At 67.7% G+C, this 24,852-nt stretch carries 25 protein-coding genes, 1 tRNA gene and 1 pseudogene; 6 read left to right on the top strand and 21 right to left on the bottom strand.

What is annotated here, in order from left to right; genetic code table 11:
- Positions 1-33: 33 nt before the first annotated feature.
- The 6 genes from O0J15_RS02215 to O0J15_RS02190 form a co-directional block, all read right to left on the bottom strand.
- Entirely contained in the window at positions 34-588 is a 555-nt protein-coding gene (locus O0J15_RS02215) for an NADH-quinone oxidoreductase subunit B family protein (RefSeq protein ID WP_005410463.1), read from the bottom strand.
- Positions 579-935, bottom strand: coding sequence for an NADH-quinone oxidoreductase subunit A (locus O0J15_RS02210; protein WP_010486426.1), 357 nt, complete (start codon positions 933-935; stop codon positions 579-581). Before O0J15_RS02210 ends, O0J15_RS02215 begins: the two co-directional genes overlap by 10 nt.
- A 111-nt stretch (positions 936-1,046) precedes the next feature.
- Positions 1,047-1,131 (bottom strand) — tRNA-Leu (locus O0J15_RS02205).
- 51 nt (positions 1,132-1,182) lie between these two features.
- Positions 1,183-1,620, bottom strand: coding sequence for a preprotein translocase subunit SecG (gene secG / locus O0J15_RS02200; protein WP_019660586.1), 438 nt, complete (start codon positions 1,618-1,620; stop codon positions 1,183-1,185).
- Between the two features lie 31 nt (positions 1,621-1,651).
- Positions 1,652-2,407 (bottom strand): triose-phosphate isomerase, encoded by a 756-nt coding sequence (gene tpiA, locus O0J15_RS02195; RefSeq protein WP_308305008.1) that lies wholly within the window; start codon positions 2,405-2,407, stop codon positions 1,652-1,654.
- Between the two features lie 367 nt (positions 2,408-2,774).
- Positions 2,775-3,752, bottom strand: a complete 978-nt coding sequence (locus O0J15_RS02190) for a 2-oxoglutarate and iron-dependent oxygenase domain-containing protein (protein WP_308305007.1) — start codon at positions 3,750-3,752, stop codon at positions 2,775-2,777.
- A gap of 152 nt (positions 3,753-3,904) precedes the next feature.
- Here O0J15_RS02190 and O0J15_RS02185 point away from each other — a divergent pair, with 152 nt between their 5' ends.
- From O0J15_RS02185 to O0J15_RS02175, 3 genes are read left to right on the top strand one after another with little or no spacing between them, the layout of a single operon-like run.
- Entirely contained in the window at positions 3,905-5,791 is a 1,887-nt protein-coding gene (locus O0J15_RS02185) for a sulfatase-like hydrolase/transferase (RefSeq protein ID WP_308305006.1), read from the top strand.
- Positions 5,792-5,811: 20 nt separating this feature from the next.
- Positions 5,812-6,957 (top strand): glycosyltransferase family 4 protein, encoded by a 1,146-nt coding sequence (locus O0J15_RS02180; protein WP_058981121.1) that lies wholly within the window; start codon positions 5,812-5,814, stop codon positions 6,955-6,957.
- Positions 6,950-7,807, top strand: coding sequence for a polysaccharide deacetylase family protein (locus O0J15_RS02175; protein WP_021203418.1), 858 nt, complete (start codon positions 6,950-6,952; stop codon positions 7,805-7,807). The genes O0J15_RS02180 and O0J15_RS02175 overlap by 8 nt, the downstream gene beginning before the upstream one ends.
- A 79-nt stretch (positions 7,808-7,886) precedes the next feature.
- On the opposite strand, the gene glmM is transcribed toward O0J15_RS02175, so the two are convergent.
- The 5 genes from glmM to trpB form a co-directional block, all read right to left on the bottom strand.
- Positions 7,887-9,248 carry a phosphoglucosamine mutase gene (gene glmM / locus O0J15_RS02170; RefSeq protein ID WP_164144880.1) on the bottom strand — a complete coding sequence of 454 codons (1,362 nt, stop codon included), beginning with the start codon at positions 9,246-9,248 and terminating at the stop codon, positions 7,887-7,889.
- The gene (gene accD / locus O0J15_RS02165) at positions 9,248-10,123 is read right to left on the bottom strand and encodes an acetyl-CoA carboxylase, carboxyltransferase subunit beta (protein ID WP_019660593.1); all 876 of its coding nucleotides are present in this window, start codon (positions 10,121-10,123) and stop codon (positions 9,248-9,250) included. Before accD ends, glmM begins: the two co-directional genes overlap by 1 nt.
- Before the next feature lie 214 nt (positions 10,124-10,337).
- The gene (gene trpA, locus O0J15_RS02160) at positions 10,338-11,147 is read right to left on the bottom strand and encodes a tryptophan synthase subunit alpha (protein WP_019660594.1); all 810 of its coding nucleotides are present in this window, start codon (positions 11,145-11,147) and stop codon (positions 10,338-10,340) included.
- A 1-nt stretch (position 11,148) separates the two neighbouring features.
- Positions 11,149-11,838 carry a hypothetical protein gene (locus O0J15_RS02155; protein ID WP_308305005.1) on the bottom strand — a complete coding sequence of 230 codons (690 nt, stop codon included), beginning with the start codon at positions 11,836-11,838 and terminating at the stop codon, positions 11,149-11,151.
- Positions 11,835-13,052, bottom strand: a complete 1,218-nt coding sequence (gene trpB, locus O0J15_RS02150; protein ID WP_308305004.1) for a tryptophan synthase subunit beta — start codon at positions 13,050-13,052, stop codon at positions 11,835-11,837. Before trpB ends, O0J15_RS02155 begins: the two co-directional genes overlap by 4 nt.
- A gap of 96 nt (positions 13,053-13,148) precedes the next feature.
- Here trpB and O0J15_RS02145 point away from each other — a divergent pair, with 96 nt between their 5' ends.
- Positions 13,149-14,036, top strand: coding sequence for a LysR family transcriptional regulator (locus O0J15_RS02145; RefSeq protein WP_180876551.1), 888 nt, complete (start codon positions 13,149-13,151; stop codon positions 14,034-14,036).
- 48 nt (positions 14,037-14,084) lie between these two features.
- On the opposite strand, the pseudogene O0J15_RS02140 reads toward O0J15_RS02145, so the two are convergent.
- From O0J15_RS02140 to prmB, 9 genes and pseudogenes are all read right to left on the bottom strand, one after another.
- Positions 14,085-14,513 (bottom strand): annotated as a pseudogene (locus tag O0J15_RS02140) (peptidoglycan-binding protein); the annotation flags it as partial.
- Between the two features lie 68 nt (positions 14,514-14,581).
- A complete protein-coding gene (locus O0J15_RS02135) occupies positions 14,582-15,238 on the bottom strand; it encodes a phosphoribosylanthranilate isomerase (RefSeq protein WP_019660598.1) in 657 nt (218 codons plus the stop codon).
- Positions 15,235-16,005: a tRNA pseudouridine(38-40) synthase TruA gene (gene truA, locus O0J15_RS02130; protein WP_019660599.1), complete on the bottom strand. Its 771-nt coding sequence runs from the start codon at positions 16,003-16,005 to the stop codon at positions 15,235-15,237. The genes O0J15_RS02135 and truA overlap by 4 nt, the downstream gene beginning before the upstream one ends.
- Positions 16,006-16,037: 32 nt before the next feature.
- On the bottom strand, positions 16,038-16,400 hold the full coding sequence (locus O0J15_RS02125; RefSeq protein ID WP_021203413.1) for a VOC family protein: 363 nt from the start codon (positions 16,398-16,400) through the stop codon (positions 16,038-16,040).
- Positions 16,401-16,426: 26 nt separating this feature from the next.
- Complete coding sequence (locus O0J15_RS02120) at positions 16,427-18,487, bottom strand: FimV/HubP family polar landmark protein (RefSeq protein ID WP_308305003.1); 2,061 nt, start codon at positions 18,485-18,487, stop codon at positions 16,427-16,429.
- A 105-nt stretch (positions 18,488-18,592) separates the two neighbouring features.
- Positions 18,593-19,621 carry an aspartate-semialdehyde dehydrogenase gene (locus tag O0J15_RS02115; RefSeq protein WP_134734795.1) on the bottom strand — a complete coding sequence of 343 codons (1,029 nt, stop codon included), beginning with the start codon at positions 19,619-19,621 and terminating at the stop codon, positions 18,593-18,595.
- Positions 19,622-19,711: 90 nt separating this feature from the next.
- Entirely contained in the window at positions 19,712-20,749 is a 1,038-nt protein-coding gene (locus O0J15_RS02110; protein ID WP_308305002.1) for a D-glycerate dehydrogenase, read from the bottom strand.
- Positions 20,742-21,845 (bottom strand): chorismate synthase, encoded by a 1,104-nt coding sequence (aroC, locus tag O0J15_RS02105; protein ID WP_164144884.1) that lies wholly within the window; start codon positions 21,843-21,845, stop codon positions 20,742-20,744. Before aroC ends, O0J15_RS02110 begins: the two co-directional genes overlap by 8 nt.
- A complete protein-coding gene (gene prmB / locus O0J15_RS02100; protein ID WP_021203410.1) occupies positions 21,842-22,771 on the bottom strand; it encodes a 50S ribosomal protein L3 N(5)-glutamine methyltransferase in 930 nt (309 codons plus the stop codon). Before prmB ends, aroC begins: the two co-directional genes overlap by 4 nt.
- A 122-nt stretch (positions 22,772-22,893) precedes the next feature.
- Here prmB and O0J15_RS02095 point away from each other — a divergent pair, with 122 nt between their 5' ends.
- Together O0J15_RS02095 and asd are read left to right on the top strand one after the other, a co-directional pair.
- On the top strand, positions 22,894-23,544 hold the full coding sequence (locus tag O0J15_RS02095; protein ID WP_021203409.1) for an SCO family protein: 651 nt from the start codon (positions 22,894-22,896) through the stop codon (positions 23,542-23,544).
- Positions 23,541-24,383, top strand: a complete 843-nt coding sequence (gene asd / locus O0J15_RS02090) for an archaetidylserine decarboxylase (protein WP_021203408.1) — start codon at positions 23,541-23,543, stop codon at positions 24,381-24,383. The genes O0J15_RS02095 and asd overlap by 4 nt, the downstream gene beginning before the upstream one ends.
- A 107-nt stretch (positions 24,384-24,490) precedes the next feature.
- Here asd and O0J15_RS02085 read toward each other — a convergent pair whose 3' ends face one another.
- The gene (locus O0J15_RS02085; RefSeq protein ID WP_019660608.1) at positions 24,491-24,838 is read right to left on the bottom strand and encodes a ribonuclease E inhibitor RraB; all 348 of its coding nucleotides are present in this window, start codon (positions 24,836-24,838) and stop codon (positions 24,491-24,493) included.
- Positions 24,839-24,852: the final 14 nt, after the last annotated feature.

Raw genomic sequence — 24,852 nt, 5'->3', positions numbered from 1 at the left:
GGGGGCTTGGCGCGCTCTTGTCAGGTGAAGGGGTCAGCGGGCGATGGTCTGTGTACGCCAGATCTTCTTCTGCAGCTGCAGGATCCCGTACACCAGCGCCTCGGCGGTCGGCGGGCAGCCCGGGACGTAGACGTCCACCGGCACCACGCGATCACAGCCGCGCACCACAGAATAGGAGTAGTGGTAGTAGCCGCCACCGTTGGCGCAGCTACCCATCGAGATGACCCACTTCGGGTCCGGCATCTGGTCGTAGACCTTGCGCAGCGCCGGGGCCATCTTGTTGACCAGGGTGCCGGCCACGATCATCACGTCGGACTGACGCGGCGACGGGCGGAACACCACGCCGTAGCGGTCGAGGTCCAGGCGCGCGGCACCGGCGTGCATCATCTCGACGGCGCAGCAGGCCAGGCCGAAGGTCATCGGCCACATCGAGCCGGTGCGCGCCCAGTTCAGCAGTGCATCGACGCTGGTAGTGACGAAGCCCTTCTCCAGCAGCGGGTTGTCGCCTTCCGGCCGCAGGATGTCATCAACCCGGCCTTCCGGCGTGGGGTTGTTCATGAGGCCATCGAGAGTCTGAATCACTCCCATTCCAGCGCTCCCTTCTTCCAGACGTAAATGAAACCGAGGAACAGCATGCCGACGAACAGGCCCATGGTGATGAGCGAGCGGGCGCCCAGTTCCATGAAGACCTGGGTCCACGGCACGATGAAGATGATTTCCAGGTCGAAGACGATGAACTGGATCGCGATCAGGTAGTAGCGCACATCGAACTTCATGCGCGCGTCTTCGAAGGCCTCGAAGCCGCACTCGTACGGCGAGAGCTTTTCCAGATCGGGGCGGCGGGGACCGAGGAATCGACCAACCAGCATCAGCGTAACGCCGATACCGGTGGCAACGATCAGAAACAGCAGAGACGGCAAATATTCGGCCAGCACAGCGATTCTCTCTTGCCTCTGCCGCCGCGCCTGCAGGCGCTTTGGCATGGGGGAGTGGACGGGAATCTGCCTGGCGCCTTGCGCGCCAGACGAACCCGCTTTACTTACAAATGGTGCCCAAGAGGGGACTCGAACCCCTACGACTTGCGTCGCTACCACCTCAAGGTAGTGCGTCTACCAATTCCGCCACCTGGGCAAACGATCACATCAGACTATCTTCCCGATGCGCCGCGTATTGTAACCGGCTTCAGTGTTTCTGGGAGCCTTCCGAAGGCTTTTCTTCACCAGAAACCGAAGATTCCGCCTGAGCCGGCACATTCGCCGCCGGAACCGGGGCGGCCGGGACCGCATCGGCCTTCGGAACGGCCGGCAGTTCGCCCGCCGGAGCCGCCGGCGCGCTGGCCGCCGGGGCGGACATCAGGCCCAGATCCTGGTCGGCCGCCGGGCGGCTACCGTGACCGGCATACCAGGCCATGAAGAGACTGATGCCGAAGAACACCACGGCCAGCCACTTGGTCGACTTGGACAGGAAGTTCGAGGCGCCGCGCGCACCGAACACCGTGCCCGAGGCACCAGCACCAAAGCCCGAACCTGCCGCCGCACCCGAGCCACGCTGCATCAGGATCAGCGCGATCATGGCCACAGCGACCAGCACGTAGACGACATTGAGGATCAACATCAGCATTGGAAACCGCCCTCGGACAATACTTCTAGGATTAGTTCGCGGCCGCCGCCCGTGCGATGGCCAGGAAGTCCGCGGCCACCAGGGAGGCGCCGCCGACCAGCCCACCATCGACATCCGGCTGCGCGAACAGTTCCCCGGCATTGTCGGGCTTCACGCTACCGCCGTAAACAATGGGCAGTGAATCAGCGATTCTAGCATCGATGCGCGCGACTTCGCCACGGATGAACGCGTGCATCTGCTGTGCCTGTTCCTTGCTGGCGGTACGGCCGGTACCGATGGCCCAGACCGGCTCGTAGGCGACCACAGCATTGGCGAAACCTGCCGCGCCGACCAGCTCCAGCACCGGTGCCAGCTGGCTGGCGATGACCGCTTCGGTCTGCCCGGCCTCGCGCTGTTCCAGGGTCTCGCCCACGCACAGCACCGGCACCAGGCCGGCATGCTGGGCGGCGGCGAACTTGCGCGCGACCAGCTCGCTGCTCTCATGGTGGTACTGGCGGCGCTCGGAATGGCCGACCAGGCCATAGCGGGCCCCAACCTCGACCAGCATGGCCGCGCAGACCTCGCCGGTGTAGGCGCCCTTCTCGTTGCTGCTCACGTCCTGCGCGCCGAAGGCCAGGCCGGTCTCGCCGAAGTCCTCGACCAGCTCCCCCAAGTAGGGCAGCGGCGGCAGGATCACCACGTCCACCCCCTCCAGCGGCAGCCCGGCAGCCACCTGCCCCAGCAGTTCATTGGCGAATTGACGGCTGCCATGCAGCTTCCAGTTTCCGGCGACGATCTTGCGGCGCATGAGCGGGTGGCTCCTGTGTGAAGTCAGCCGAGCATGATACCCGCTGCGGCAAAAATCCGTTTCCTTGTAAGCGGTTACATGGATTTTCAGCCAACGGCGCAGCGCCTCGTGGCGGGAGTTTGGTTGGGTTGGTCGCGGAAAGCCCGGTTGGATTGGCGGGCTGGGCCGGTCTGGGGGTTTACGGCGTCCCCGCCATCCGACACCTCCCCGCCTCCCCACGGAACACCCCAGAGCCGCTTTGGCTTTGACTTTGGCTTTGGCCTCTGCGGGTGCAGGGTGCAACCCTGCCGAACACCCTCCGCTGCGCTCGCCGGGCATGGCCCGGCGCTACCCGTAATGAAAAAGCCGCCTTTCGGCGGCTTCTTCATTACTTCAGCTTGATCTCGCGCAGGCGTTCTTCGAGGAAGCCGTGGGCGGTGATCGGCTCCGGGTACCGGCTCGGGTTCTCCGGGGTGATGCACGAGGGCAGCACGTCGATCAGGAAGTCCGGGTTCGGGTGCAGGAAGAACGGCACCGAGTAGCGCGGCTGGCGCGCCAGCTCGCCCGGGGGATTGACCACGCGGTGGATGGTCGACGGATACACGTGGTTGGTCAGGCGCTGCAGCATGTCGCCGATGTTGACCACAATGGTGTCCGCGTCTGACGTGAACGGCACCCACTCGCCATCATGCGACTGCACTTCCAGGCCTGCGGCACTGGCACCGACCAGCAGGGTGATGAAGTTGATGTCGCCATGGGCACCAGCACGCACGTTCGGGATGTCGTCGGTGGTGATCGGCGGGTAATGGATCGGGCGCAGGATCGAGTTGCCGAAGTTGGTCTTGTCGGCGAAGAAGTCTGCAGGCAGGCCGATATGCAGGGCCAGCGCCGACAGGACGCGCGACCCCAGGTTGTCCAGTGCCTGGTACAGGCCGTAGCCGCGCTCACGGAAGCCCTGGACCTCGGTCGGCCACAGGTTCGGCGCCATCACATCGCGGTACTTGGAGTCGTCGGCGATCTCGCGGCCGATGTGCCAGAACTCCTTCAGGTCGAAGTGCTTGGAGCCCTTGGCGGTCTCCACCCCAAACGGGGTGTAGCCGCGGGCGCCGCCGCTGCCGGCCACGTGGTACTTGCGCTTGACCTCTTCGGGCAGGGCGAAGAAGGCCTTGAAGGCATCGTAGGCCGCATCGATGTCGGCCTGCGGAATGCCGTGGTTGCGGATGCCCGCGAATCCCCATTGGCGGTAGGCCGCGCCCAGCTCGGCCACGAAGGCCTCGCGGTCGCTGTCGAAACGGGTGATGTCGAGGGTGGGGATCTGGCTCACAGCGGTTCCTGGCTTGTCATTGGGTCTGGGGGGCCAGCGCATTCATGGCCCACCTGAACATTGTGACAGATCGCCCGGGGGACGCCACCCGATACGAAGAAACAAACAGATACAATGCGCGACCCGCGCGCGGCCCCACGATTCCGTCACCCCGGGGATCCCGCCGCCTGCATCACCCGCCGCCCCAGTCCCTCATGCGCCCTGCTGCTCCCTCTGCCGACACCGCCCTGCCCTCCGGCCCCGCACGCCACTGGCGCCGCCTGGCGTGGTGGTCGCTGTTCGTGGCCGGCAACGCGCTGCTGGCCATGGCGATCACGCTCGGCAACGTACCGCTGGCAGACAACCCGGGGGGCAGCGTGGGCCTGGCCTATCTGGCCGTTGCCCTGCCCGGTCACCTGCTGGCATTCGGCGCCCTCGCCGGCCTGCTGCCGCTGCTGATGGGCCTTTGGCCGCGCAGCGCACGCCCCCTGAGCCTCAGCGCCGTGCTGCTGCAGGGCCTGTGGATGTGCCTGTTGCTGGTTGATGCAAAGGTTTTCACTCTGTATCGGTTTCACCTCAATGCCATGGTGGTGAACATGGTGTTCGGCGGTGCGCTGCAGGACCAGGTCGCGTTGTCGTGGAAGACCTGGCTGCAGGCCGGACTGCTGGTGGCCGCCATCTTCACGGCTGAAGGACTGTTGGCCTGGGCATGCTGGAAGCTGCTGCCCGCCCGGCCGCGCCGCCGCCGGGTCCTGCAGGGGTGGGCCATCGTTGCGCTGCTGATGGCCGGCGGCCAAGCCGCCACGGCCTATTACGATGCCCGCGGCGACCGTGCCGTCATCGCGCAGTGGAACTACCTGCCCTGGGCACAGCCGATCACCGCCAAGAGCTTCATGCGCAGGCTCGGGGTCATAAGCGAACAGCAGGCGGGCCTGCCCGACCCGCGCCATGCGCAGCTGCTGTATCCGCTCCAGCCCCTGCGTTGCCAGAACCCACACCGCCCCAATGTGCTGATGGTGGTGCTGGAATCGCTGCGCCAGGACGTGCTGACGCCGCAGCTGATGCCCAACACGTCGGCGCTGGCGCAGGACGCGCGCGTGTTCGATCGCCATTTCAGCACCGGCAATGCCACCCGCTACGGCCTGTTCGGCCTGCTCTACGGCCTGCCCGGCGGCTACTGGCACAGCATGCTGGACGAACAGCGCGGCTCGCAGCTGTTCCAGGTGCTGGGCCAGCAGGGCTACGACCTGCACCTGTACGGCAGCGCGCCGTTGTACAGCCCGGAATTCGATCGCACGGCATTTGCCGATGTGCGCGACCGGCTGCACCAGGGCCCTTCCGCCCTGACCCCCGACAAGCGCGACGCAGCCATCGTCGCCGCGCTGCGGAATGACATCCGCAGCAGCCAGGCGGCGCAGCACCCATGGTTCGGCTTCGTGTTCCTCGACTCCACCCACGCCGGCTACCACCTGCCCGCCAGCTACCCACCGGTAGCCACGCCGATGGCCAAGGAGATCGACTTCCTGTCCTTCGGCCCGGACCACGACCCGACGCCGGAACTCAACCGCTACCGCACTGCCGTGCACTATGCCGACAGCCTGATCGGTTCGCTGCTGGACGACCTGCGCGCGCAGGGCCTGGCCGAGGACACCATCGTGCTGGTCACCGGTGACCATGCCGAAGAGTTCAACGACCTCAAGCTGAACTACTGGGGCCACAACGGCAACTTCTCCGATTACCAGCTGCAGGTCCCGTTCGTGCTGCATTGGCCAGGCAGGGCTGCTGGCCGCGACGTCCGCACCAGCTCGCACGAAGACTGGGTACCGACGCTGATGCGCCATGCGCTGGGCTGCGAGAACGCATTGACGGACTTCAGTACCGGCCAGGACCTGCTGGCCACGCCCGCCGCCAGCGAACGTGCACTGGTGGTGGAGAGCTGGTCGCAACGCGCTGTACGCCATGGCGATGCCATCTACGTATTCGACAAGTTCGGCAACGCCACCGCGCTCGACCGGCACTACCGCCCGCTGCCGCAGCAGGCTCCGGACGCCGCAGCCATCCGCTCTGCATGGGAAGCGCTGACCCGCTTCCGCAACCGCTGATCTTCAAGGACCGATCCTGCATGAACCGTCCGCTGCGCATCCTGCATACCGAAGCCGCCAAGGGAATGGGCGGGCAGGAGATCTACATCTTCCGGCACATGCAGGTGATGCGCGCGCGTGGCCATGAGGTGTCATTGCTGTGCCAGCCCGATGCACGCCTGGCCACACTGGCACGCGAGGACGGATTCACCGTGCATACGCTGCGCATGGGCGGCCTGGCACGCCTGCTGCGCGGCATGTGGTCGGTATCGCGGCTGGTGCGCCGCGAACGCTTCGACGTGGTCAATACCACCAGCCGCCGCGATGCGCTGATCGCCGCCGCCGGTGCACGCCTGGGCGGCACGCCGCTGGTGGTGCGCTCGCGCCATCTGATGAGCCCGGTCAACTCGTTGCTGACCTATACCAAGCTTCCACACCGGGTGCTGACCGTCAGCAGCTTCGTCAAGCAACTGCTGGTCGACCGCGGCATTCCAGCCGAGCGCATTGGTATCGTGCCGCCGATCGCGGTGCCTCCACGCTGGAGTGATATCCGCAAGGCCGATCCTTGGCAGTGCCTGCAGGACGTACGCGCGGAAGTGCGTGCCGAGCTTGGCTTCGGCGAGCAGGACATCGTGGTCGGCTGCGTGGCCGTGCTGCGTGAGCCCAAAGGCCATGCCGACCTGCTGCAGGCGATGGTGCCGCTGTGCAAAGCCAACCCGGACCTGCACCTGGTGATTGTCGGTGATGGCCAGGCCGTGACGGAACGACTGCAGGCGATGTGCGCCGAGCACGGGCTGCAGCGCCAAGTCCACCTGCTCGGCTACCGCGATGGAGCCTGCAGGCTGATGGCCGGCTTCGACATCTTCGCACTGGCCTCGCACAAGGAAGCGGCCGGCACCGTATTCCTGGAAGCGGCCTACGTGGGCGTACCGATCGTCGCCACGCGGGTGGGCGGCGTGCCGGAGATGGTGATCGATGGCAGCAATGCGATCCTCACCCGTTTGGGTGACAATGCCGCCCTGACAGGTGCATTGCGCCTGCTGGTGGACGACCCGGAACGGCGACGGCAGATGGGGCGCGCTGGCTGGGAGTGGATGCACGGCGCACATCGCTTCACGCCGGACGGCCACGGTGAAGCGACCGAACACTACTACCACCAGTGGCTGAAGGAGCTGGGACATGGCTGATGCACGAACCGTTCCGGTGCTGATGCACCACCACGTCAGCCCTTCGCCGGGCATGATCACCGTGTCGCCGGAGAACTTCGAAAGCCAGATTGCGTGGCTGGCAGCCAATGGCTGGACCTCACTGACGCTGGAGCAGTACGCCGGCTTCCTGGCCGGCAAGCCGGTGCCGCGCAAGTCGATCGTCATCACCTTCGACGATGGCTATCTCGACAACTGGGTGTATGCGCACCCGATCCTGCAGAAGTACGGCATGCACGCGGTGGTGTTCGTGGTCACCGGCTGGATGGGCGAAGGCCCGGAACGTCCGCACGCCGGCATTGCCGGCGCGGCACTGCCGTCGACGCCGGACCATCGTGGCTGCGAAGCGGCGATCTACGAGCAGGACCGCAGCGACGACGTGATGATGCGCTGGAGCGAAGCACGCGCAGCCATTGCCGCCGGCACCTTCGAAGTGCATTGCCATACCCACACCCACACCCGCTGGCTGCGCCGCGACGATCTGGACCGTGCGCAGCGCCGTGCGGGCCTCAGCCGGGATCTGGCGATCTCGCGCGACGTCCTGCAGGACAAGCTCGGCGAGGTGTCCGATACGCTGTGCTGGCCCTACGGCGATTTCGACCAGGACCACATCGAGGTGGCACGCGAGCAGGGCTTCCGCTACCTGCACACCACCCACCCGTTCGGCCGCAACGTGGTCGGCGGTGATCCGGAGCGCATCTACCGCTTCGCGATCCGCAACCGCCCGGCCAGCTGGCTGCGCAAGCGCATCGCGCAGAGCTACAACCCGCTGATCGCGCCACTGTTCAATGGCTTCAAAGCGCGCCAGAAGAAGATGGTGCCGGGGCCATAAGCACCACGCCCCTGCCGGTTGAATGAAAAACGCCCCGGCTTTGCGGGGCGTTTTTCGTTGGTGCGAATATGCACGCGCTTCAGGCAGCGGCTTCACGCACCGCTGCGGACAGGCGGTCCAGCGTGTCCTGCATCAGCGTGGCGTCATCGGCCTCGACCGTGACCCGCACCACCGGCTCGGTACCGGACGGGCGCAAGAACGCGCGGCCACGGCCGGCGACAGCCTGCTGCGCCACAGCCAGCGCGGACTGCACGCTTTCAGACTGCACCGCAGTCTTGGCCGGGACATTGCCCAGACGCACGTTCACGGTCTTCTGCGGTACCCGCGCAAGGCCCTTCAGCGCCTGGCGCAGGGTCTGCCCACTGTTGCGCAGCGCGACCAGCACCTGCAGGGCGCTGACGATGCCGTCCCCCGTGGTGGCGCGGTCCAGGCACAGCAGGTGGCCGGAGGCTTCACCGCCGAGCACACCACCGCCTTCGATCAGCGCCTGGTGCACGTAGCGATCGCCGACATTGCTGCGCACGAATGGAATCTGCAGGTCGGCGAGGGCCTTCTCGATGCCATAGTTGCTCATCAGCGTGCCGACCACCGGGCCGCGCAGGCGGCCTTCGGCCTTCCAGGCACGGGCCAGGATGTACAGCAGGTCATCGCCATCGACCGGGTTGCCCTGGTCGTCGGCCATCAGCACGCGGTCGCCATCACCATCGAAGGCGATACCGAGATCGGCGCCGGTCTCGCGGACCTTGGCCGCAAGGTTGTCGATATGGGTGGAGCCCACGCCGGCGTTGATGTTGATGCCATTGGGCTCGGCGCCGATGCCGATCACCTCGGCACCCAGTTCGCGGAACAGCAGCGGCGCGATCTGGTAGGTGGCACCATGCGCGCAATCCAGCACCAGGCGCAGGCCACGCAGATCGAATGTGCGCGGCACGCTGGCCTTGCAGAATTCGATGTAGCGGCCGACCGCTTCGCGTGCACGGAATGCCTTGCCCAGCTTTTCCGATTCGGCGGTGGTGAACGGAACGTCCAGCGCCGCCTCCAGGGCCAGCTCGGTGGCATCGTCGAGCTTCTCGCCCTGGGCCGAGAAGAACTTGATGCCGTTGTCGTAATGCGGGTTGTGCGAGGCGCTGATGACGATGCCGGCGTCCACGCCCAGCGTGCGGGTCAGGAACGCCACCGCCGGGGTCGGCATCGGACCCAGCAGCTGCACGTCGGCGCCGGCGGCGACCAGGCCGGCCTCCAGCGCCGCCTCGAACATGTAGCCGGAAATGCGGGTGTCCTTGCCGATCACCACGATCGGCCGGCGTCCGTCCTGGCCACGCTGGGCGAGCAGGACGCGGCCCAGCGCATTGCCCAGGCGCAGCACGAAGTCGGCCGAGATCACGCCCTGCCCGACCCGGCCACGGATGCCGTCCGTGCCGAAGTACTTGCGGGCACCCATCAGGCTACCTGCGGCGCGGGCTGCCGACCCAGCATGGCGAGCAGATCGGACAGGCGGTCGCGCAGTTCGCGGCGATCGCAGATCTGGTCGATGGCACCGTGCTCCAGCAGGAACTCCGAACGCTGGAAACCTTCCGGCAGCTTCTCGCGCACGGTCTGCTCGATCACGCGCGGGCCGGCGAAGCCGATCAGTGCCTGCGGTTCGGCGATGTTGATGTCGCCCAGCATCGCGAACGACGCCGAAACGCCGCCGGTGGTCGGATGGGTCAGCACCGAGATGTACGGCAGCCCGGCTTCACGCAGCTTGCCCAGCGCAGCGGAGGTCTTGGCCATCTGCATCAGCGAGAACAGGCCTTCCTGCATGCGCGCGCCGCCACTCTGCGAGAAGCACACGTAAGGCGCACCGATCTCGACCGCGGTTTCTGCGGCCAGCGCGAAACGCTCGCCCACCACCGAGCCCATCGAGCCCCCCATGAAGGCGAAGTCGAACGACGAGGCGACCAGCGCACGGCCCTTGAGCAGGCCGCGCATGGCGATCAGCGCGTCGTATTCGCCGGTGTTCTTCTGCGCGATCTTGATGCGCTCGCTGTACTTCTTCTGATCCTTGAACTTGAGCAGGTCGGTCGGTCCCAGGCGCGCACCGATCTCGGTGGTGCTGTCGGCGTCGAAAAGGGCCGCCAGGCGCGCACGCGCGCGGATCGCCATGTGGTGGCCGCACTTCGGGCAGACCTCCAGGTTCTCTTCCAGTTCCGGACGGTACAACGCGCTGCCGCAGTTGCTGCACTTTTCCCACAGGCCCTCGGGAACACTGCGCTTCTTGCTGGGGGTGTTGTCGGTGCGGATGCCGGACGGCATCAACTTGCTGAGCCAACTCATGCGGGAGGACACTTCCGTTCAGGGCGGCCCATGGGCCGCAAAGGCGGACAGTCTAGCTCCGCTTTCCCCGGCCGTGCACCCCCTTGCCAGCTACGGGGCAGCCGGAAAAACCATGCTGGGACGTACGTTTAGGTGCTGCGCGGTGCCGGCCGCTGGCCGGCGGCCCTGCACGCGGGTGGGTACGGACGATGCCGGCCAGCGGCCAGCATTACCGCTACGCGTCCAGCGCCTGCCGCAGCGGGGCGAGGAACGCCCGCGCACGCTGGGCCGCGTCTTCAGCCGAGCCCGCTTCGGCCAGCGCCGCCACCAGCGCACTTCCGACCACCACGCCATCCGCCTGGCGGGCCATGGCTGCGGCACTGCCGGCGTCCTTGATGCCGAAGCCCGCCACCACCGGCACCGAGGCGCGCGCGCGCAACGCCTGCAGGCGGGCGCTGGCGGCGTCGCTGTCCAGGCGCTCGGAGGCGCCGGTCACGCCGGCAAAGCTGACGTAATAAAGGTAACCACGGGCCAGGGCCAGCAGCTTGTCGGCACGCGCCTGGCTGGTGGTCGGCGACGCCAGCAGGACCAGCGCCAGGCCCGCTGCATCGAAGGCCTGCTGCGCTTCAACGGCTTCTTCCGGCGGAAGGTCGACCAGCAGCACCCCGTCCACGCCAGCCTGCACGGCCGCCCCGGCGAAGGCAGCGTAGCCGTGGATCTCCACCGGGTTCAGGTAGCCCATCAGCACCACCGGGGTGTGCGCATCACGCTCCCGGAACTGCGCCACCGCCTGCAGCACATAGCGGCTGCCGGCTCCCCGCGCCAGCGCGCGTTCGGAACTACGCTGGATGGTCGGGCCATCGGCCATCGGATCGGAGAACGGCACGCCCAGTTCAATCACGTCGGCACCAGCATCGACCAGCGCGTGCATGACCGGCACGGTGGCTTCCAGCGAGGGATCACCTGCGGTGATGAAGGGAATCAGCGCCTTGCGCTGCTGTTCGCGCAGGCGCTGGAAGCAGGCATCGAGTCGGGATACGGACATGTCAGGTACATCCTTCGATCAGGTCAACGGCGCCGCTGGCGCCCCAGTACATTCGGGAGATGGTGCCGTCGACGATCTCCACACGGATCGCCAGGTCGGAACCGGGGTCCTGCCAGAGCAGGCTCTCGCCGGCCTCCGCATCATCACCATAGGGTTGCGTGGAAACGCCCTTGGGCAACTGCTGGAGTGCCTGCGCGCGTGGCATGCCCAGATGAAGGCCGAACGGCCCCGGCTGCAGCACCACCTGGCCGGAATCGTCGATGGGGGCCAGGTCGAAGCGCACCACGTCGCCGTCCTGCACCATCATCGCCACGCCCTCGGGCAGCGTGCCGCGCTCGTAGTACTCGCAACGCCCAGCGGTCGACTCGCCCAGCCCGGCCGAGTGCCACTGCGCCTCGCCCTGCAGTTCGCTGAAGGGCTGGCCGATCAGCACCTCACCGGCATGGTCCAGGGCCACCGACACCACCGCCCGGGCCGCCTGGTCCTCGCCGCCATCGCCTGCCGTGGACATCGCCGGGCCCTCGATCGGGCGATGTGCGGCCTCATCGTCGTTGCTGGCCGGTTCGCGTGCCGGGGCGATCGCCGCGGGGGCGGCCGGGGCCGGGGCAAGCACCGGTGGATCGGGCGGCGTGCAGCCGCCCATGCCGATCACCAGCACCAGCGCCCCGCCGTGGCGCAGCACGTGATTCACAGCACAAGCCCTTCGCGCGCGGCGATGGTGTGCACGTCCTTGTCGCCGCGGCCGGACAGGTTGCACAGCACGATCTGGTCACGCGGACGCTCACGCGCCAGCTTGATTGCCTGTGCCAGCGCATGGCTGGATTCCAGCGCGGGCAGGATGCCCTCGGTATGCGCCAGCAGATGGAAGGCCTGCAGCGCTTCCTCGTCGGTGATGCCGAGGTAGCGCGCGCGGCCGGTATCGGCCAGGAACGCGTGCTCCGGGCCGACGCCCGGATAGTCCAGGCCGGCCGACACCGAATGGGTCTCGATGATCTGGCCGTCATCGTCGCACAGCACGTACGTGCGGTTGCCGTGCAGCACGCCGGGGCGGCCTGCCGCGATGGAGGCGGCATGGCGACCGGTACTGATGCCATCACCGGCGGCTTCGGCGCCGACGATCTCGACCTGGCGATCGTTGAGGAAGGCGTGGAACAGGCCGATGGCGTTGCTGCCGCCGCCGACGCAGGCGGTGATCGCATCGGGCAGGCGGCCGTACTCGGCCAGCATCTGCTCACGCGCTTCGCGGCCGACGATGGCATTGAAGTCGCGCACCATGCGCGGGTACGGGTCCGGTCCAGCCACGGTGCCGATGATGTAGAAGGTGTCCTGCACGTTGGTCACCCAGTCGCGCATCGCTTCGTTGAGCGCGTCCTTCAGGGTGGCCGAGCCGGAGGTGACCGGCACCACCGTCGCACCGAGCAGCTTCATGCGGTAGACGTTGATCTTCTGCCGCTCGATGTCGGTGGCGCCCATGTAGACCACGCATTCCAGGCCCAGACGCGCGGCAACGGTGGCACTGGCCACGCCATGCTGGCCGGCACCGGTCTCAGCGATGATGCGCATCTTGCCCATGCGTGCGGCCAGCAGTGCCTGGCCGATGGTGTTGTTGATCTTGTGCGCACCGGTGTGGTTCAGGTCCTCGCGCTTGAGCAGGATCTGCGCGCCGCCGACGTGATCGCTCAGGCGCTGGGCGTGATAGATCGGGCTCGGCCGGCCCACGTAGTGCGCCAGGTCGCGGTCATAGGCCGCCTGGAACGCGGGGTCCTGGCGGGCCTGGTCATAGGCCTGGGCCAGTTCCTGCAGCGGGCCGACCAGGGTTTCGGCGACGAAGCTGCCGCCGTAGCGGCCGAAGTGGCCCTGGGCATCCGGGAAGGCGTGGTAGTCGGCAATGGGGGAGGCAGACATGGATACGACCGGTGGTTCAGACAGGTGGATACTCTAGCGCACGGGTCATGACCGGAAAATGGATATTATCTGGCACATATCGTCAGGAAATCTCACGTGAGCCGCTCCCTGCTGCCTCCCCTCAATGCGCTGCGCGCGTTCGAAGCCACTGCCCGCCTTGGCGGCGTCGGGCGCGCCGCACAGGACCTGCACGTCACCCACGGCGCGGTCAGCCGGCAACTGAAGCTGCTGGAGGATCACCTCGGCCTGGCGCTGTTCCAGCGTGCCGGTCGCGGCCTGCGCCTGACCGCTGCGGGTACGCGCCTGCAGGCAGCGTGCAGCGAGGCCTTCGCCGGGATCGAAGGCTGCGTGCGCGAGCTGCGGCGGCCCGCGGCCTCCCCAGCACTGGTACTGGGCTGCAGCGGCAGCGTACTGGCACGCTGGATGATTCCGCGCCTGCCTGCCCTGCAGGCCGCCCTGCCCGGCGTGCGCCTGCAGTGGTCGGCGCTGGACGGCAGTTTCACCGAAGCGCAGGCGGCGCTGGACGCCGTGCTGTTGCTGGCGCAGGGACCGTGGCCACGCGGCTGGCAGGTCCGCGAGCTGGCACCGGAACGGGTCGGTGTGGTGGTGGCCCCGTCACATCCGGCGGCGCAGCGGCTGCGGCAGGCACCGCCCTCGGCACTGCTGCAGGAAACCGTGCTGCACACCACGTCACGTCCACAGGCTTGGCCCGCCTGGGCGCAGGCACACCGCCTGGACCCGTCAAAGCTGCAGCTGGGCACCGCTTTCGAACATCTCTATTACCTGCTGGAAGCAGCCGTGGCCGGGCTGGGCCCGGCGATCGCGCCCGAGCCGCTGGTGGCCGAAGATCTGGCAGCAGGCCGGCTGGTCGCACCGTGGGGGTTTGCGGCCACCGGCGGCTTCTGGGTGCTGGCGCGGCCGGATGGCCCGGCCGATGCACGGGTAGACGCCCTGGCCGACTGGGCAGCAGCGCAACTGCGATGAGACGAGGCCCCGGGCGGCATCCACCTCCCGGAGCCGGCAATGCAGGCCTCAGCGACCGCCCATCGCGACCCGCTGCTGCTCCTCATGCACCTGCTGCTGGTGCGACGGATCTGCCAGCAGCTTGGCACTGGTCTGCTCCAGCGACGGCGGCGCCTGGGCCAGATCGACAGCGGTGCGGAAGCCCGGCGTCGTGCCCATCACGAACGGCTTGCCATCCTGCACCGTGATGCTCTGCAGCTTGTGGGCCGCGTCGATACCGTTCTGCTTTGCATGCAGGGTGATATTGGCCGCAGCCTCTTCGGAAAACACGCTGGGAAGCTTGCTGCGGACCGCGTTGTGCAGTGCGTGGTCCGGATGCGATGCATCGTTGAGCGACGGCCCTTTGGGCACAGCCGCTGCGGGTTCATGACCCTGCACACGCCCCGCCGCCAGGGCGGCAGCGGTGTGGCGACCGACGATGCCGTCGGCGGACAGTCCCTGGTTGAGGGTCTGCTGCAAGGCTCACCGTCGACGATGACATCCCGGCGCCCCTCAGGTGACGCGGATCACTCCAGGACGGTGCAATCGGCGCGCCGCACTTCCTCGACGAAGGTGCGCATCTTGTAACCGTCCTTGATGCCCGGCTCCAGTTCGATACCGCTGGAGACGTCCACGCCCCACGGCAGCGTCGCCAGCACGGCGTCGTAGACGTTTTCCGGGTTCAGGCCACCGGCCAGCAGGAACGGCCGATGCAATCCGGTCGGGACGCGGCCCCAGTCGAACGCCACGCCGGTGCCGCCACCGCCACCCGGCGCGTGGCTGTCGAACAGGAAGCCGGCAGCGCTGGGATAACGCAGTTGCAGGGTGCGGGCATTGACCTCTTCGCGCCCCCCCATGGCAATCGCCTTCAGGTACGGCATGTTGAAGCTGCGGCAGAAGCTCTCGTCCTCCTCGCCATGGAACTGCAGCAGCGTCGGTCGTACCGTGCGCAGCACCTCGCGCACTTCTTCCTTGCTGTTGTTGCGGAACAGCGCAACCACGTCGACCATCGGCGCGATTGCCTGGCGCATCGCGCGCGCCTCGGCAGGCGCGACCCGGCGGCTGCTCTCGCGGGCAAAGATGAAACCCACCGCGTCCACGCCCAGCTCACCGGCCAGGCGGACATCGCCGGCGCGGGTCATTCCACAGAACTTGATGCGTGTACGGTAGTAGGAACGGCTCATAGCGTGACCTCGGCGGGCAGATGCCAGTTGTCGGGGTACAGGGGCCCAAGGAACACCAGGCCCTGCGGCGGTGCGGTGGGACCAGCTACGGTGCGGTCGCGCCCAGCCAGCAGTTCGGCGATCCATTCCACCGGTTTTTCGCCGCTGCCCACCAGGATCAACGATCCGACGATATTGCGGACCATGTGATGAAGAAATGCATTGCCACGCACTGCGACTTCGATCACTTCGCCCTGGCGGCTGACCTGCAATGACTGCAGCTCACGCCGGGCATGCAGCGCCTGGCACTGCACCGAACGGAACGCGCTGAAATCGTTCTCGCCGAGCAGGGCCTGGCCGGCGGCGTGCATCAGGGTCTCGTCCAGCGCGCGGCGCTCCCAGCTCAGGGTCTGCCGGTCCAGCGCGGGCCGCACCTCGCGGTTGAGCAGCCGATAGCGGTAGCGGCGCGCACGTGCCGAGAAGCGCGCATGAAAATCATCGGCCACCGGCACGCACCAGCGCACCGCGATCGAACGCGGCAGGCGGGTGGTGGTGCCGAGCATCCAGGCGCGCGGGTCACGCACCACGTCAGTGTCGAAATGCACGACCTGGCACTGGCCGTGCACACCGGCGTCGGTGCGGCCGGCGCAGACCACCTGCAGCGGCGCATCCGCCACCGATGACAAGGCCTGCTCAAGGCTGGCCTGCACGCTGGGACCACCCTCGCCCAGGTTCTGCCAGCCCCTGAAATCGCTGCCGTCGTACTCGACGCCAAGCGCATAACGCATGTGCTACCTCGATGTTGCGGGTGGGGCGGCGCTCAGGCCGGATCGCGTTCGGACCAGACCGCCAGTTCGTTGCCACCGGGCTCGACGAACTGGAAGCGGCTGCCACCGGGGAAGGAAAACACCGGGCGTACGATCTGGCCGCCGGCGTCGCGCACGGCGGCCTCGACCGGAGCCAGATCGTCGGCATACAGCACCAGCAGCGGTGCACCGCTGTCGTCGGCCCGCTGCGGCTGGCCACGGAAGAAGCCGCCCTGCAGGCGGCCATCGTCGAAAGCCGTGTAGTCGCTGCCGTAGTCGACGAATGACCAGCCGAACGCCGTTTCGAAAAAGGCACGGCTGGCGGCCGGGTCGCTGGAGGCGAATTCAACGTAGTCGATACGGCGCTCGCGGCTCATGGCAGGGTCCTTGTCGGCGGGTTCGGTCACGGCAGGCGGGCAAGCAGTTCGCGGGCCTGCGTCTGGCTGTGCAGGTCACCGCCCTCGGCCACTTCCAGCAACAAGGTGCGCGCCGTCTGCGCGTCACCCAGATCGAGGTAGGCAATGGCCAGTTCCAGGCGCTCCTGGCCGGCACGTGGCGACCAGCCCGCGTCATCGGCAGGCGCGGGTGCGCTCGACGCGGTGTCGTCGGAATGAGCAGCCTCGGTGCTGACACGGTCGATGCCGTCGATGGCTTCGGGACCTGCGGCATCCGCCGGAGACGGGTTCTCATGCGCGTCGGCCGGTAGATCGAACACCCCGCGGAACTGCGGTTGCCGTTCGGCATGCAGTGCGTAGTCGGGCACCACCACTTCGGCCGGCACCTGCGGTACAACGCGATCGTCCTGCAGCTGCTCGGCCGGGACCACCTCGTCGCCGGTGGTTGCGGGATCGTCCCAGCGCGGCAGATCGGTCACCGCTTCGGGCAATGCCACCGCGTCCTGGTCGCGCAGCGTGTCGGCCTCCTGGTCGGCCCGCACCGCGTGCTCAGCGGTGGGTTCGGCGACCACCACGTCGTGCACTTCGGTTCCGGTCGCCCACGCAGGCATCGCCGGTTCCTGGCGGCCGTTGCCGGCATCAGGCGACGACCACGAGGACTGCTCGGCCAGCGCATCCAGCGCGGCACCTGCCGGCACCGCTGCGGCCAGGCCGGCGGCATCGTCTTCCTCACGCAGCGGAGGCAACGGCGACGGCTTGCGACGACGCAGCAGCCAGGCCGCCCCCGCCACCAGCAGCAGTACCGGCAGCCCCAGCCAGTACCACGGTGTCGCCGCATCACGAGCACCCGGCGCCTGCGCCAGGCGCTGCTGCGCAGCGGCCAGGTCGTTGTCCTTCATCGCGATCAGCGACTGCTGCTGTTCCCTGAGTTTCTCCAGGTCGGCCACGCGCTGCTTCAGCTCGCCGATCTCGGCATCACGGGTGGCGATGTCCTCACGCGCCTGACGCAGTTGTTCGTTGCCCAGCATGTCGCCCTCGCTGCCGGCAGCTGTGCCGGTGGTTGTGCCCGCGTGCGCGGCGTCTGACGCCAGCGCCGGAGCGATCTCAAGCCGTGGCCCGTTGGCCGCAGCCGGGGAAGAAGCGTTCGTGGCTGCCGCCCTGGCAACCGGTGCGAGCATGCCCGCCGGTTGCGGCACGGTACGCGCCTGACGCCATTGCGCGGCGTGCTCGCGCACCAGCGTCGCCGCTTCGGCGGCGTCGACCGCCGCAAGCGCATCGCTGCCCGGCATGCGCAGCACCGCGCCCTGCTTGAGCAGGTTGACGTTGCCACGGATGAAGGCTTCGGGATTGGCACGCAGCAGGGCGATCATCGCGCGGTCGCGACTGACCTGGTTGCCACGCGCCACCACCCTGGCGATCTGCGACAGGGTCTGACCGCGCTGTACGGTGACGCTGCCATCGGCCGCCGGTGCAGCGACCGGCGCGGAGGCCGCACGCGGGCGTGCTGCTGCAGCCGCCACCGCAGATGGCGGCGCAGCGGGCGCCTCTGCGGCTGGCACCGTTGCCAAAGCCGGTGCAGGTTCGCGCACGATCATATTGGAGAGCGTGCCTGCCGGCGCGACGATTTCCGGCTCGGCCACGGCCAGCGCACTGGGCGGCGCATCGACCAGCGCCGAGTACTCGCGCACCAGGCGGCCCTGGCCCCAGTCGGCTTCGATCAGGAAGCTCAGCGACGGCGTCTCCACCGGTGCCTGCGAGGTCACCCGCACCACCGCTCTGCCCTGCGTGTCGCGGGTCAGCTCGAACTGCAGTTCGCTGACCAGTCCGGTCGGCCGCTGCAGGCCGACACGCTCGAAAGTGACCGGCGAGGCCAAGGCCACCCGCAGGTTTTCCAGCTCGGACGGATCGGCCGAAACGACCGGGATTTCTGCCAGCAGGGGCTGGCCCGGCCTGGACAGGACGCGGATGTCGCCCAACCCCAGGGCGAGCGCCGAACTGCTGGCCAAGGCGAGCAGCGCTGCGGACAGATAGGTGAGCGGGCGCTTTGCGCCCCTGGCCCGTTTATTCATGGGCGACACTATAAAGCGTGCGGACCAAGGTCCGCACCCACCGGAAAGACCCTTGAGGCAATGCCGGCCAGCGGCCGGCACTACCCGGTGAGGCGACCGCGCCGATCAACGCTGCTCGGCGGCAACCAGCTCGGCCAGCTGTACGGCATTCAGGGCTGCGCCCTTGCGCACGTTGTCCGACACGATCCACAGGTTCAGGCCACGCGGGTGCGAGAGGTCCTCGCGGATGCGGCCGACGTACACCGCGTCGGTGCCTGAGGCGTGGGTGACCGGGGTCGGGTAACCACCGGCCTCGTGGCGATCCACCACTTCGATGCCCGGCGACTGCTCCAGCAGCGCGCGCGCTTCGGCGACCGTGACCTTGTCTCGGGTCTCGATCGCCACCGACTCGGAGTGGCCGTAGAACACCGGCACGCGCACCGCGGTCGGGTTCACCAGGATGCCGTCATCGCCGAGGATCTTGCGGGTCTCCCAGATCAGCTTCATTTCTTCCTTGGTGAAGCCGTTGTCCTGGAAGTCATCGATGTGCGGGATCAGGTTGAAGGCGATCTGCACCGGGAAACGCTGCGGATCGATCTCCTGGAAGCTGAGCAGCTGGCCGGTCTGCTTGCCCAGTTCCTCCATCGCCGAGCGGCCGCCGCCGGACACCGACTGGTAGGTGGACACATTGATGCGCTCGATGCCGTACTTGCGATGCAGCGGTGCCAGCGCCACCAGCATCTGCATGGTCGAGCAGTTCGGGTTGGCGATGATGCCGCGCGGACGGTTGGCGACCTGTTCCGGGTTGACCTCGGACACCACCAGCGGCACGTCATCGTCGTAACGGAAGGCCGAGGAGTTGTCGATCACCACCGCGCCTGCTGCGGCGAACTTCGGTGCGTATTCCTTGGACACGCTGCCACCGGCCGAGAACAGGGCGATCTCGACGCCGGTGGGATCGAAGGTGGCCAGGTCCTGGACCTTGACCTTCTGGCCATTGAACTCGATCTCGCCGCCGGCCGAACGCTCGGAGGCGAGAACGCTCAGGGTGCCGACCGGGAAATCACGCTCGGCCAGGATCGACAACATGGTCTCGCCGACGGCGCCGGTGGCACCGACGACGGCGACGTGGAAACTGCGCTGTGCATTGCTCATGGAGGAACTCTCACGAAAACGGGAATGGGGAAAAACACGCACGACAGCTGGGTTCGGGGAACCTCCTCAAGCGGGGCGCGCGGAGGTTCCCTATCGTTTCCCGGTTTTTTTGCCTAGCGTCACGCGCGCGGCCATCGCCGCATCAGCGTTGATCGCGCTCGGCATGCGCGACGGGCCGCCGTCCAGGCCGAGCCCAGCAACCAGGTTATCCACGGCCAGCTGTACCATCGCCGTGCGCGTGGCCAGCGAGGCGCTGCCGATATGCGGAGTGAGCACGACGTTGCGCAGCGCCAGCAGTTCCGGGCGTACCGTTGGCTCGCCTTCGTACACATCCAGGCCCGCCGCAGCCAGGCGACCGTTGGCCAGCGCGTCGGCCAGCGCGATCTCATCGACCAGGCCACCGCGGGCGATATTCACCAGCGTCGCCGACGGCTTCATCTTCGCCAGTGCGGCGGCATCGATCAGATGATGCGAGGCCGGCGTGTACGGCAGCACCAGCAGCAGGTGGTCGGACTGTGCCAGCAGCGTATCCAGATCCACATAGGTCGCGCCCAATTCCGCCTCGGTCGCCGCCGGCAGCTGCGAACGGTTGTGGTACACCACCTTCATGCCGAAACCGTGCGCGCCGCGACGGGCGATGCCCTGGCCGATGCGGCCCATGCCAAGGATGCCCAACGTGCTGCCGTGGATATCGGCACCGAGCATGGTCTGGAACGACCACTGCTGCCACTGCCCTTCGCGCAGCCAGCGCTCGGACTCGGTAATGCGGCGCGCGGTGGCCATCAGCAGGGCGAAACCGAGATCGGCGGTGGTTTCGGTCAGGACGTCCGGCGTGTTGCTGGCCAGGATGCCGGCCGCGCTGAGCGCGTCCACATCCAGGTTGTTGTAGCCCACCCCGACATTGGCGATCACCTGCAGCTGCGCGGCGCCGGCCACCTGGGCCGCGCCGATGCGCTCGTTGAGCGTGATGATCGCGCCGTCGGCGCTGGCCAGTTGTTCGGTGATCTGGTCCGGCGCCCAGGCGGTGACGGTGTCGGTGCTGCGCAGCTGCACGCGATCGCGCAGCGGCGCGATGGCCGCGTCGATCAGCGGCTGGCTCACCCACACGGTCGGCCGCGTGTCAGCCATCGATCTGCCCGGGAATGCGCGGGGTGACCGTGCCGACATCGCCACACTGCGCGCGATGGCGCAGCGCCTGGTCCATCAGCACCATCGCCATCATCGCCTCGGCGATCGGGGTGGCACGGATGCCGACGCAGGGGTCGTGGCGGCCGGTGGTGACCACCTCGACCACGTTGCCGGACGTATCCAGCGACGGGCCCGGCAGGCGCAGGCTGGAGGTCGGCTTCAACGCGATCGAGGCGACCACCGGCTGGCCGGTGGAAATGCCACCGAGGATGCCACCCGCGTGATTGCTGGCGAAGCCCTGCGGGGTCAGCAGGTCGCGGTGTTCGGTGCCCTTCTGCGCGGCGCTGGCGAAACCGTCGCCGATCTCCACGCCCTTCACCGCGTTGATGCTCATCAGCGCGGCAGCCAGTTCACCGTCGAGCTTGCCGTAGATCGGCTCACCCCAGCCCGGCGGCACGTTGTCGGCGACCACGTCCACGCGCGCACCGACCGAATCTCCGGACTTGCGCAGCGCGTCCATGTACGCCTCCAGTTCGGGCACCTGTGCAGCGTGCGGCCAGAAGAACGGGTTGTCTTCCACCGCCGACCAGTCGAAACCGGCCGGGGTGATGTCGCCCAGCTGCGACAGGTAGCCGCGCACGGTCACGCCGAAGCGCTCGGCCAGCCACTTCTTGGCGACCACCCCGGCGGCTACGCGCATGGTGGTTTCGCGCGCCGAGGAACGGCCGCCACCGCGCGGGTCACGGATGCCGTACTTGTGCCAGTAGCTGTAGTCGGCATGGCCCGGCCGGAACTGCTGGCCGATGTTGGCGTAGTCCTTGCTGCGCTGGTCGGTGTTGCGGATCAGCAGCGCGATCGGGGTGCCGGTGGTCAGGCCCTCGTACACGCCAGAGAGGATCTCGACCTCGTCGGCCTCGCGCCGCGCGGAAGTGTGCCGGCTCTTGCCGGTGGCACGGCGCTGCAGGTCGTGGGCGAATTCGGCCGCGTCCAGCGCCAGCCCCGGAGGGCAGCCATCGATCACGCAGCCGATGGCCGGCCCGTGCGACTCGCCGAACGTGGTGACGGTGAACAGCTTGCCGAACGAATTGGAGCTCACGGGCGCTGCGCCGCCAGTTCGGTGATGCGCGCGCTGTGGGCGATCAGCTCGCGGCATTCGACCGCGAAGATGCCCATCTGGCCGACCTTGAACTCGATCCAGGAAAAATCGACTTCCGGCAGCAGCTTGATCAGGTGCTGCTCGGATTCGCCCACTTCGCAGATCAGCAGGCCGTCCTCGCTCAGGTGCAGCGGCGCGTCACGCAGGATCTTCAGCACCAGGTCCAGGCCGTCGTCGCCGGCACGCAGGCCCATCTCCGGCTCGTAGGAGTATTCCTGCGGCAGGGCGTCGGTCTCGTCGTTGGTGACGTACGGGGGGTTGGTGACGATCAGGTCGTAGTGGCGGCCGGTCAGGCCGTTGAACAGGTCCGACTTGATCAGGGTGACGTTGTGCGCCTGCAGGCGTTCCTTGTTTTCCTCGGCCAGCGACAGTGCTTCGTCACTGAGGTCGACGCCATCCACTTCCCAGTTCGGGTAGTAGTGGCCCATGGCGATGGCGATGCAGCCCGAACCGGTGCACAGGTCCAGCGCACGGCTGACATCGCGGCCGGCGAGCCACGGCTCGAAGCCGCATTCGATCAGTTCGGCGATCGGCGAACGCGGCACCAGCGCGCGCTTGTCGCTCTTGAAGCTCAGGCCGGCGAACCAGGCCTCACCGGTCAGGTAGGCGGCCGGGATGCGTTCATCGATTCGACGCTGGAACAGTTCCAGCACGCGCAGCTTTTCGGCCTGCAGCAGGCGCGCCTGGCCATAGGCCGGGCCCAGATCGTGCGGCAGGTGCAGGCTGTGCAGCACCAGCTGGGTGGCCTCGTCCAGCGCATTGTCGTAGCTGTGACCGAAGGTCAGCCCGGCTTCGTTGAAACGGCTGGTGCCGTAGCGGATCAGATCGATGATCGTGTGGAGTTCGGCGGCCGTTTCAGCGGTCATGGCGGTACTGCGGGCAAAGTGGGCCCCGATTATAGGGGCTGGCGCCCGCGGCAGCATCCGTTGCGGCGGAAACGATCCGGCCTCACCCGGTATGATGGAGCCCACTTCGCGCGGGGGCACCCATGTTCAATCGCAATGCCGGCATCATCCTGCTGATCGCCCTGGCGGCGGGCCTGGGCCTGCTGGCCGCCCAGCAGGTGTTTGCGCCGAAGCCGCCGGCCAATGCCCCGGCCACCGAAGCGATCACGCTGTACCCGCAGCCGCGCGAACTGCCCGACTTCAACCTGGCCCAGTCCGACGGCACCCGCCTGATACCGGGCGAGCTGAAGGGCCACTGGACGCTGGTGTTCCTGGGCTTCACCTTCTGCCCGGACGTCTGCCCGACCACCCTGGCCGAGCTGGCTGGCGCGCAGAACCAGTGGGAGGCCCTGCCCGACAGCCTGCGCCCGCGCGTGCTGTTCATCTCGGTCGACCCGGATCGTGACAGCGCCACCCGGCTCGGCGAATACGCGCACGGCTTCCACAAGGACACCCTGGCCGCCACCGCCGATATCCCGTCGCTGGAGCGCTTCGCCACCTCGCTCGGTTTCGTGTTCCAGAAGGTGCCGGGCAAGCACTTCGACGAGAACCCCGAGGATTACACCGTCGAGCATTCGGCCAGCCTGGCCGTGCTCGACCCGCAGGGCCGCCTTGCCGGCCTGGTGCGCCCCCCGTTCAACGCGCCGGCGATCGCCCGCGACCTGCAGAAGCTGACCGAGAAAACCGCCCCATGAGCCTCACCACCGCCCTGACGTACGCCCTGCCCCACCGCCTGCTGTCTTCGATGGCGCGTTCGCTGGCGTACTCGGACGATCCGCGCGTGTCGCGCTGGCTGATCGACACGGTCACCCGCAAGTTCAACGTGAACCTGGACGAAGCGGCCAACCCTGACCCGCGCAGCTATGCGACCTTCAACCAGTTCTTCACCCGCGCGCTGAAGCCGGGCGCGCGCGTGGCCGACGCCGATCCGCGCAGCCTGGTGATGCCGGCCGACGGCCGCATCAGCCAGCTCGGCAGGATCGAGGCCGGCCGCATCTTCCAGGCCAAGGGCCAATCGTTCACCGCCGCCGAACTGCTGGGCAGTGACGAGGATGCCAAACCGTACAACGACGGCCTGTACGCGACCGTGTACCTGTCGCCGCGCGACTACCACCGCGTGCACATGCCGTGGACCGGCACCCTGCGCGAGACCGTGCACGTGCCGGGCCGCCTGTTCAGCGTCGGCCCGGCCGCAGTGAACGGCGTGCCGCGCCTGTTCGCCCGCAACGAGCGCCTGGTCTGCCACTTCGACACCAGCTTCGGCCCGATGGTCAGCGTGATGGTGGGTGCGTTGCTGGTATCGGGCGTCGAAACCGTGTGGAGCGGCGAGGAAATTCCGCATTATGGCGACCGCATCACGCGCAAGGACTACCGCGGCCAGGGCATCAGGCTGGAGCGCTTCGCCGAGATGGCGCGCTTCAACTACGGTTCGACCGTGATCGTGCTGCTGCCGCCGGGCGTGGCTGAGTTCGCCCCGCAGCTGGCCGCTGAAAGCCCGGTGCAGCTGGGCCAGGCGCTGGCGAAGCTGCGCTGAGGTACATGTAGAGCCGAGCCCATGCTCGGCTACTGGCTGCAACCGGCCGTGCATTTCTGTGGGCAAAGGAAGCCGAGCATGGGCTCGGCTCTACAGCCAGAAGCGCGTTACTGCAGGACCGGGGCCGGACCGACGTCCATGCCGTCGTAGTCTTCCACGCCCTTCTCCGCAGCCAGCGCTGCGAATTCCTGGTTGCGGCGGTCCAGCGAGGCTTCGTCGTGGATCTCCACGCGCTCTACATGCAGCACGTGGAACGGCGCGTCGCCCTCTTCCGGCTCCTGCTCGAACAATTCCACGAAGGTATAGCCCTCCGCCTGCAGGTGCTCTGCCAGCGCCTGCAGCGGCTCAGCGGTGGAGTGCACGAAGAAGTACCCCCACAGCAACGGGCCCTTGATGTCCCAGTCGGTGTTTTCGCGGAGGTTGGCGAACAGGTTGCGGGTGTCTTCGAGGTCCATTGCAGATTCCAGCG

Source organism: Stenotrophomonas sp. Sm10 (assembly GCF_030985515.1).
Lineage (GTDB): Bacteria > Pseudomonadota > Gammaproteobacteria > Xanthomonadales > Xanthomonadaceae > Stenotrophomonas > Stenotrophomonas hibiscicola.
Note: the sequence above shows the minus strand (reverse complement) of the source record. Positions and strands in the feature narration are given on the sequence as shown.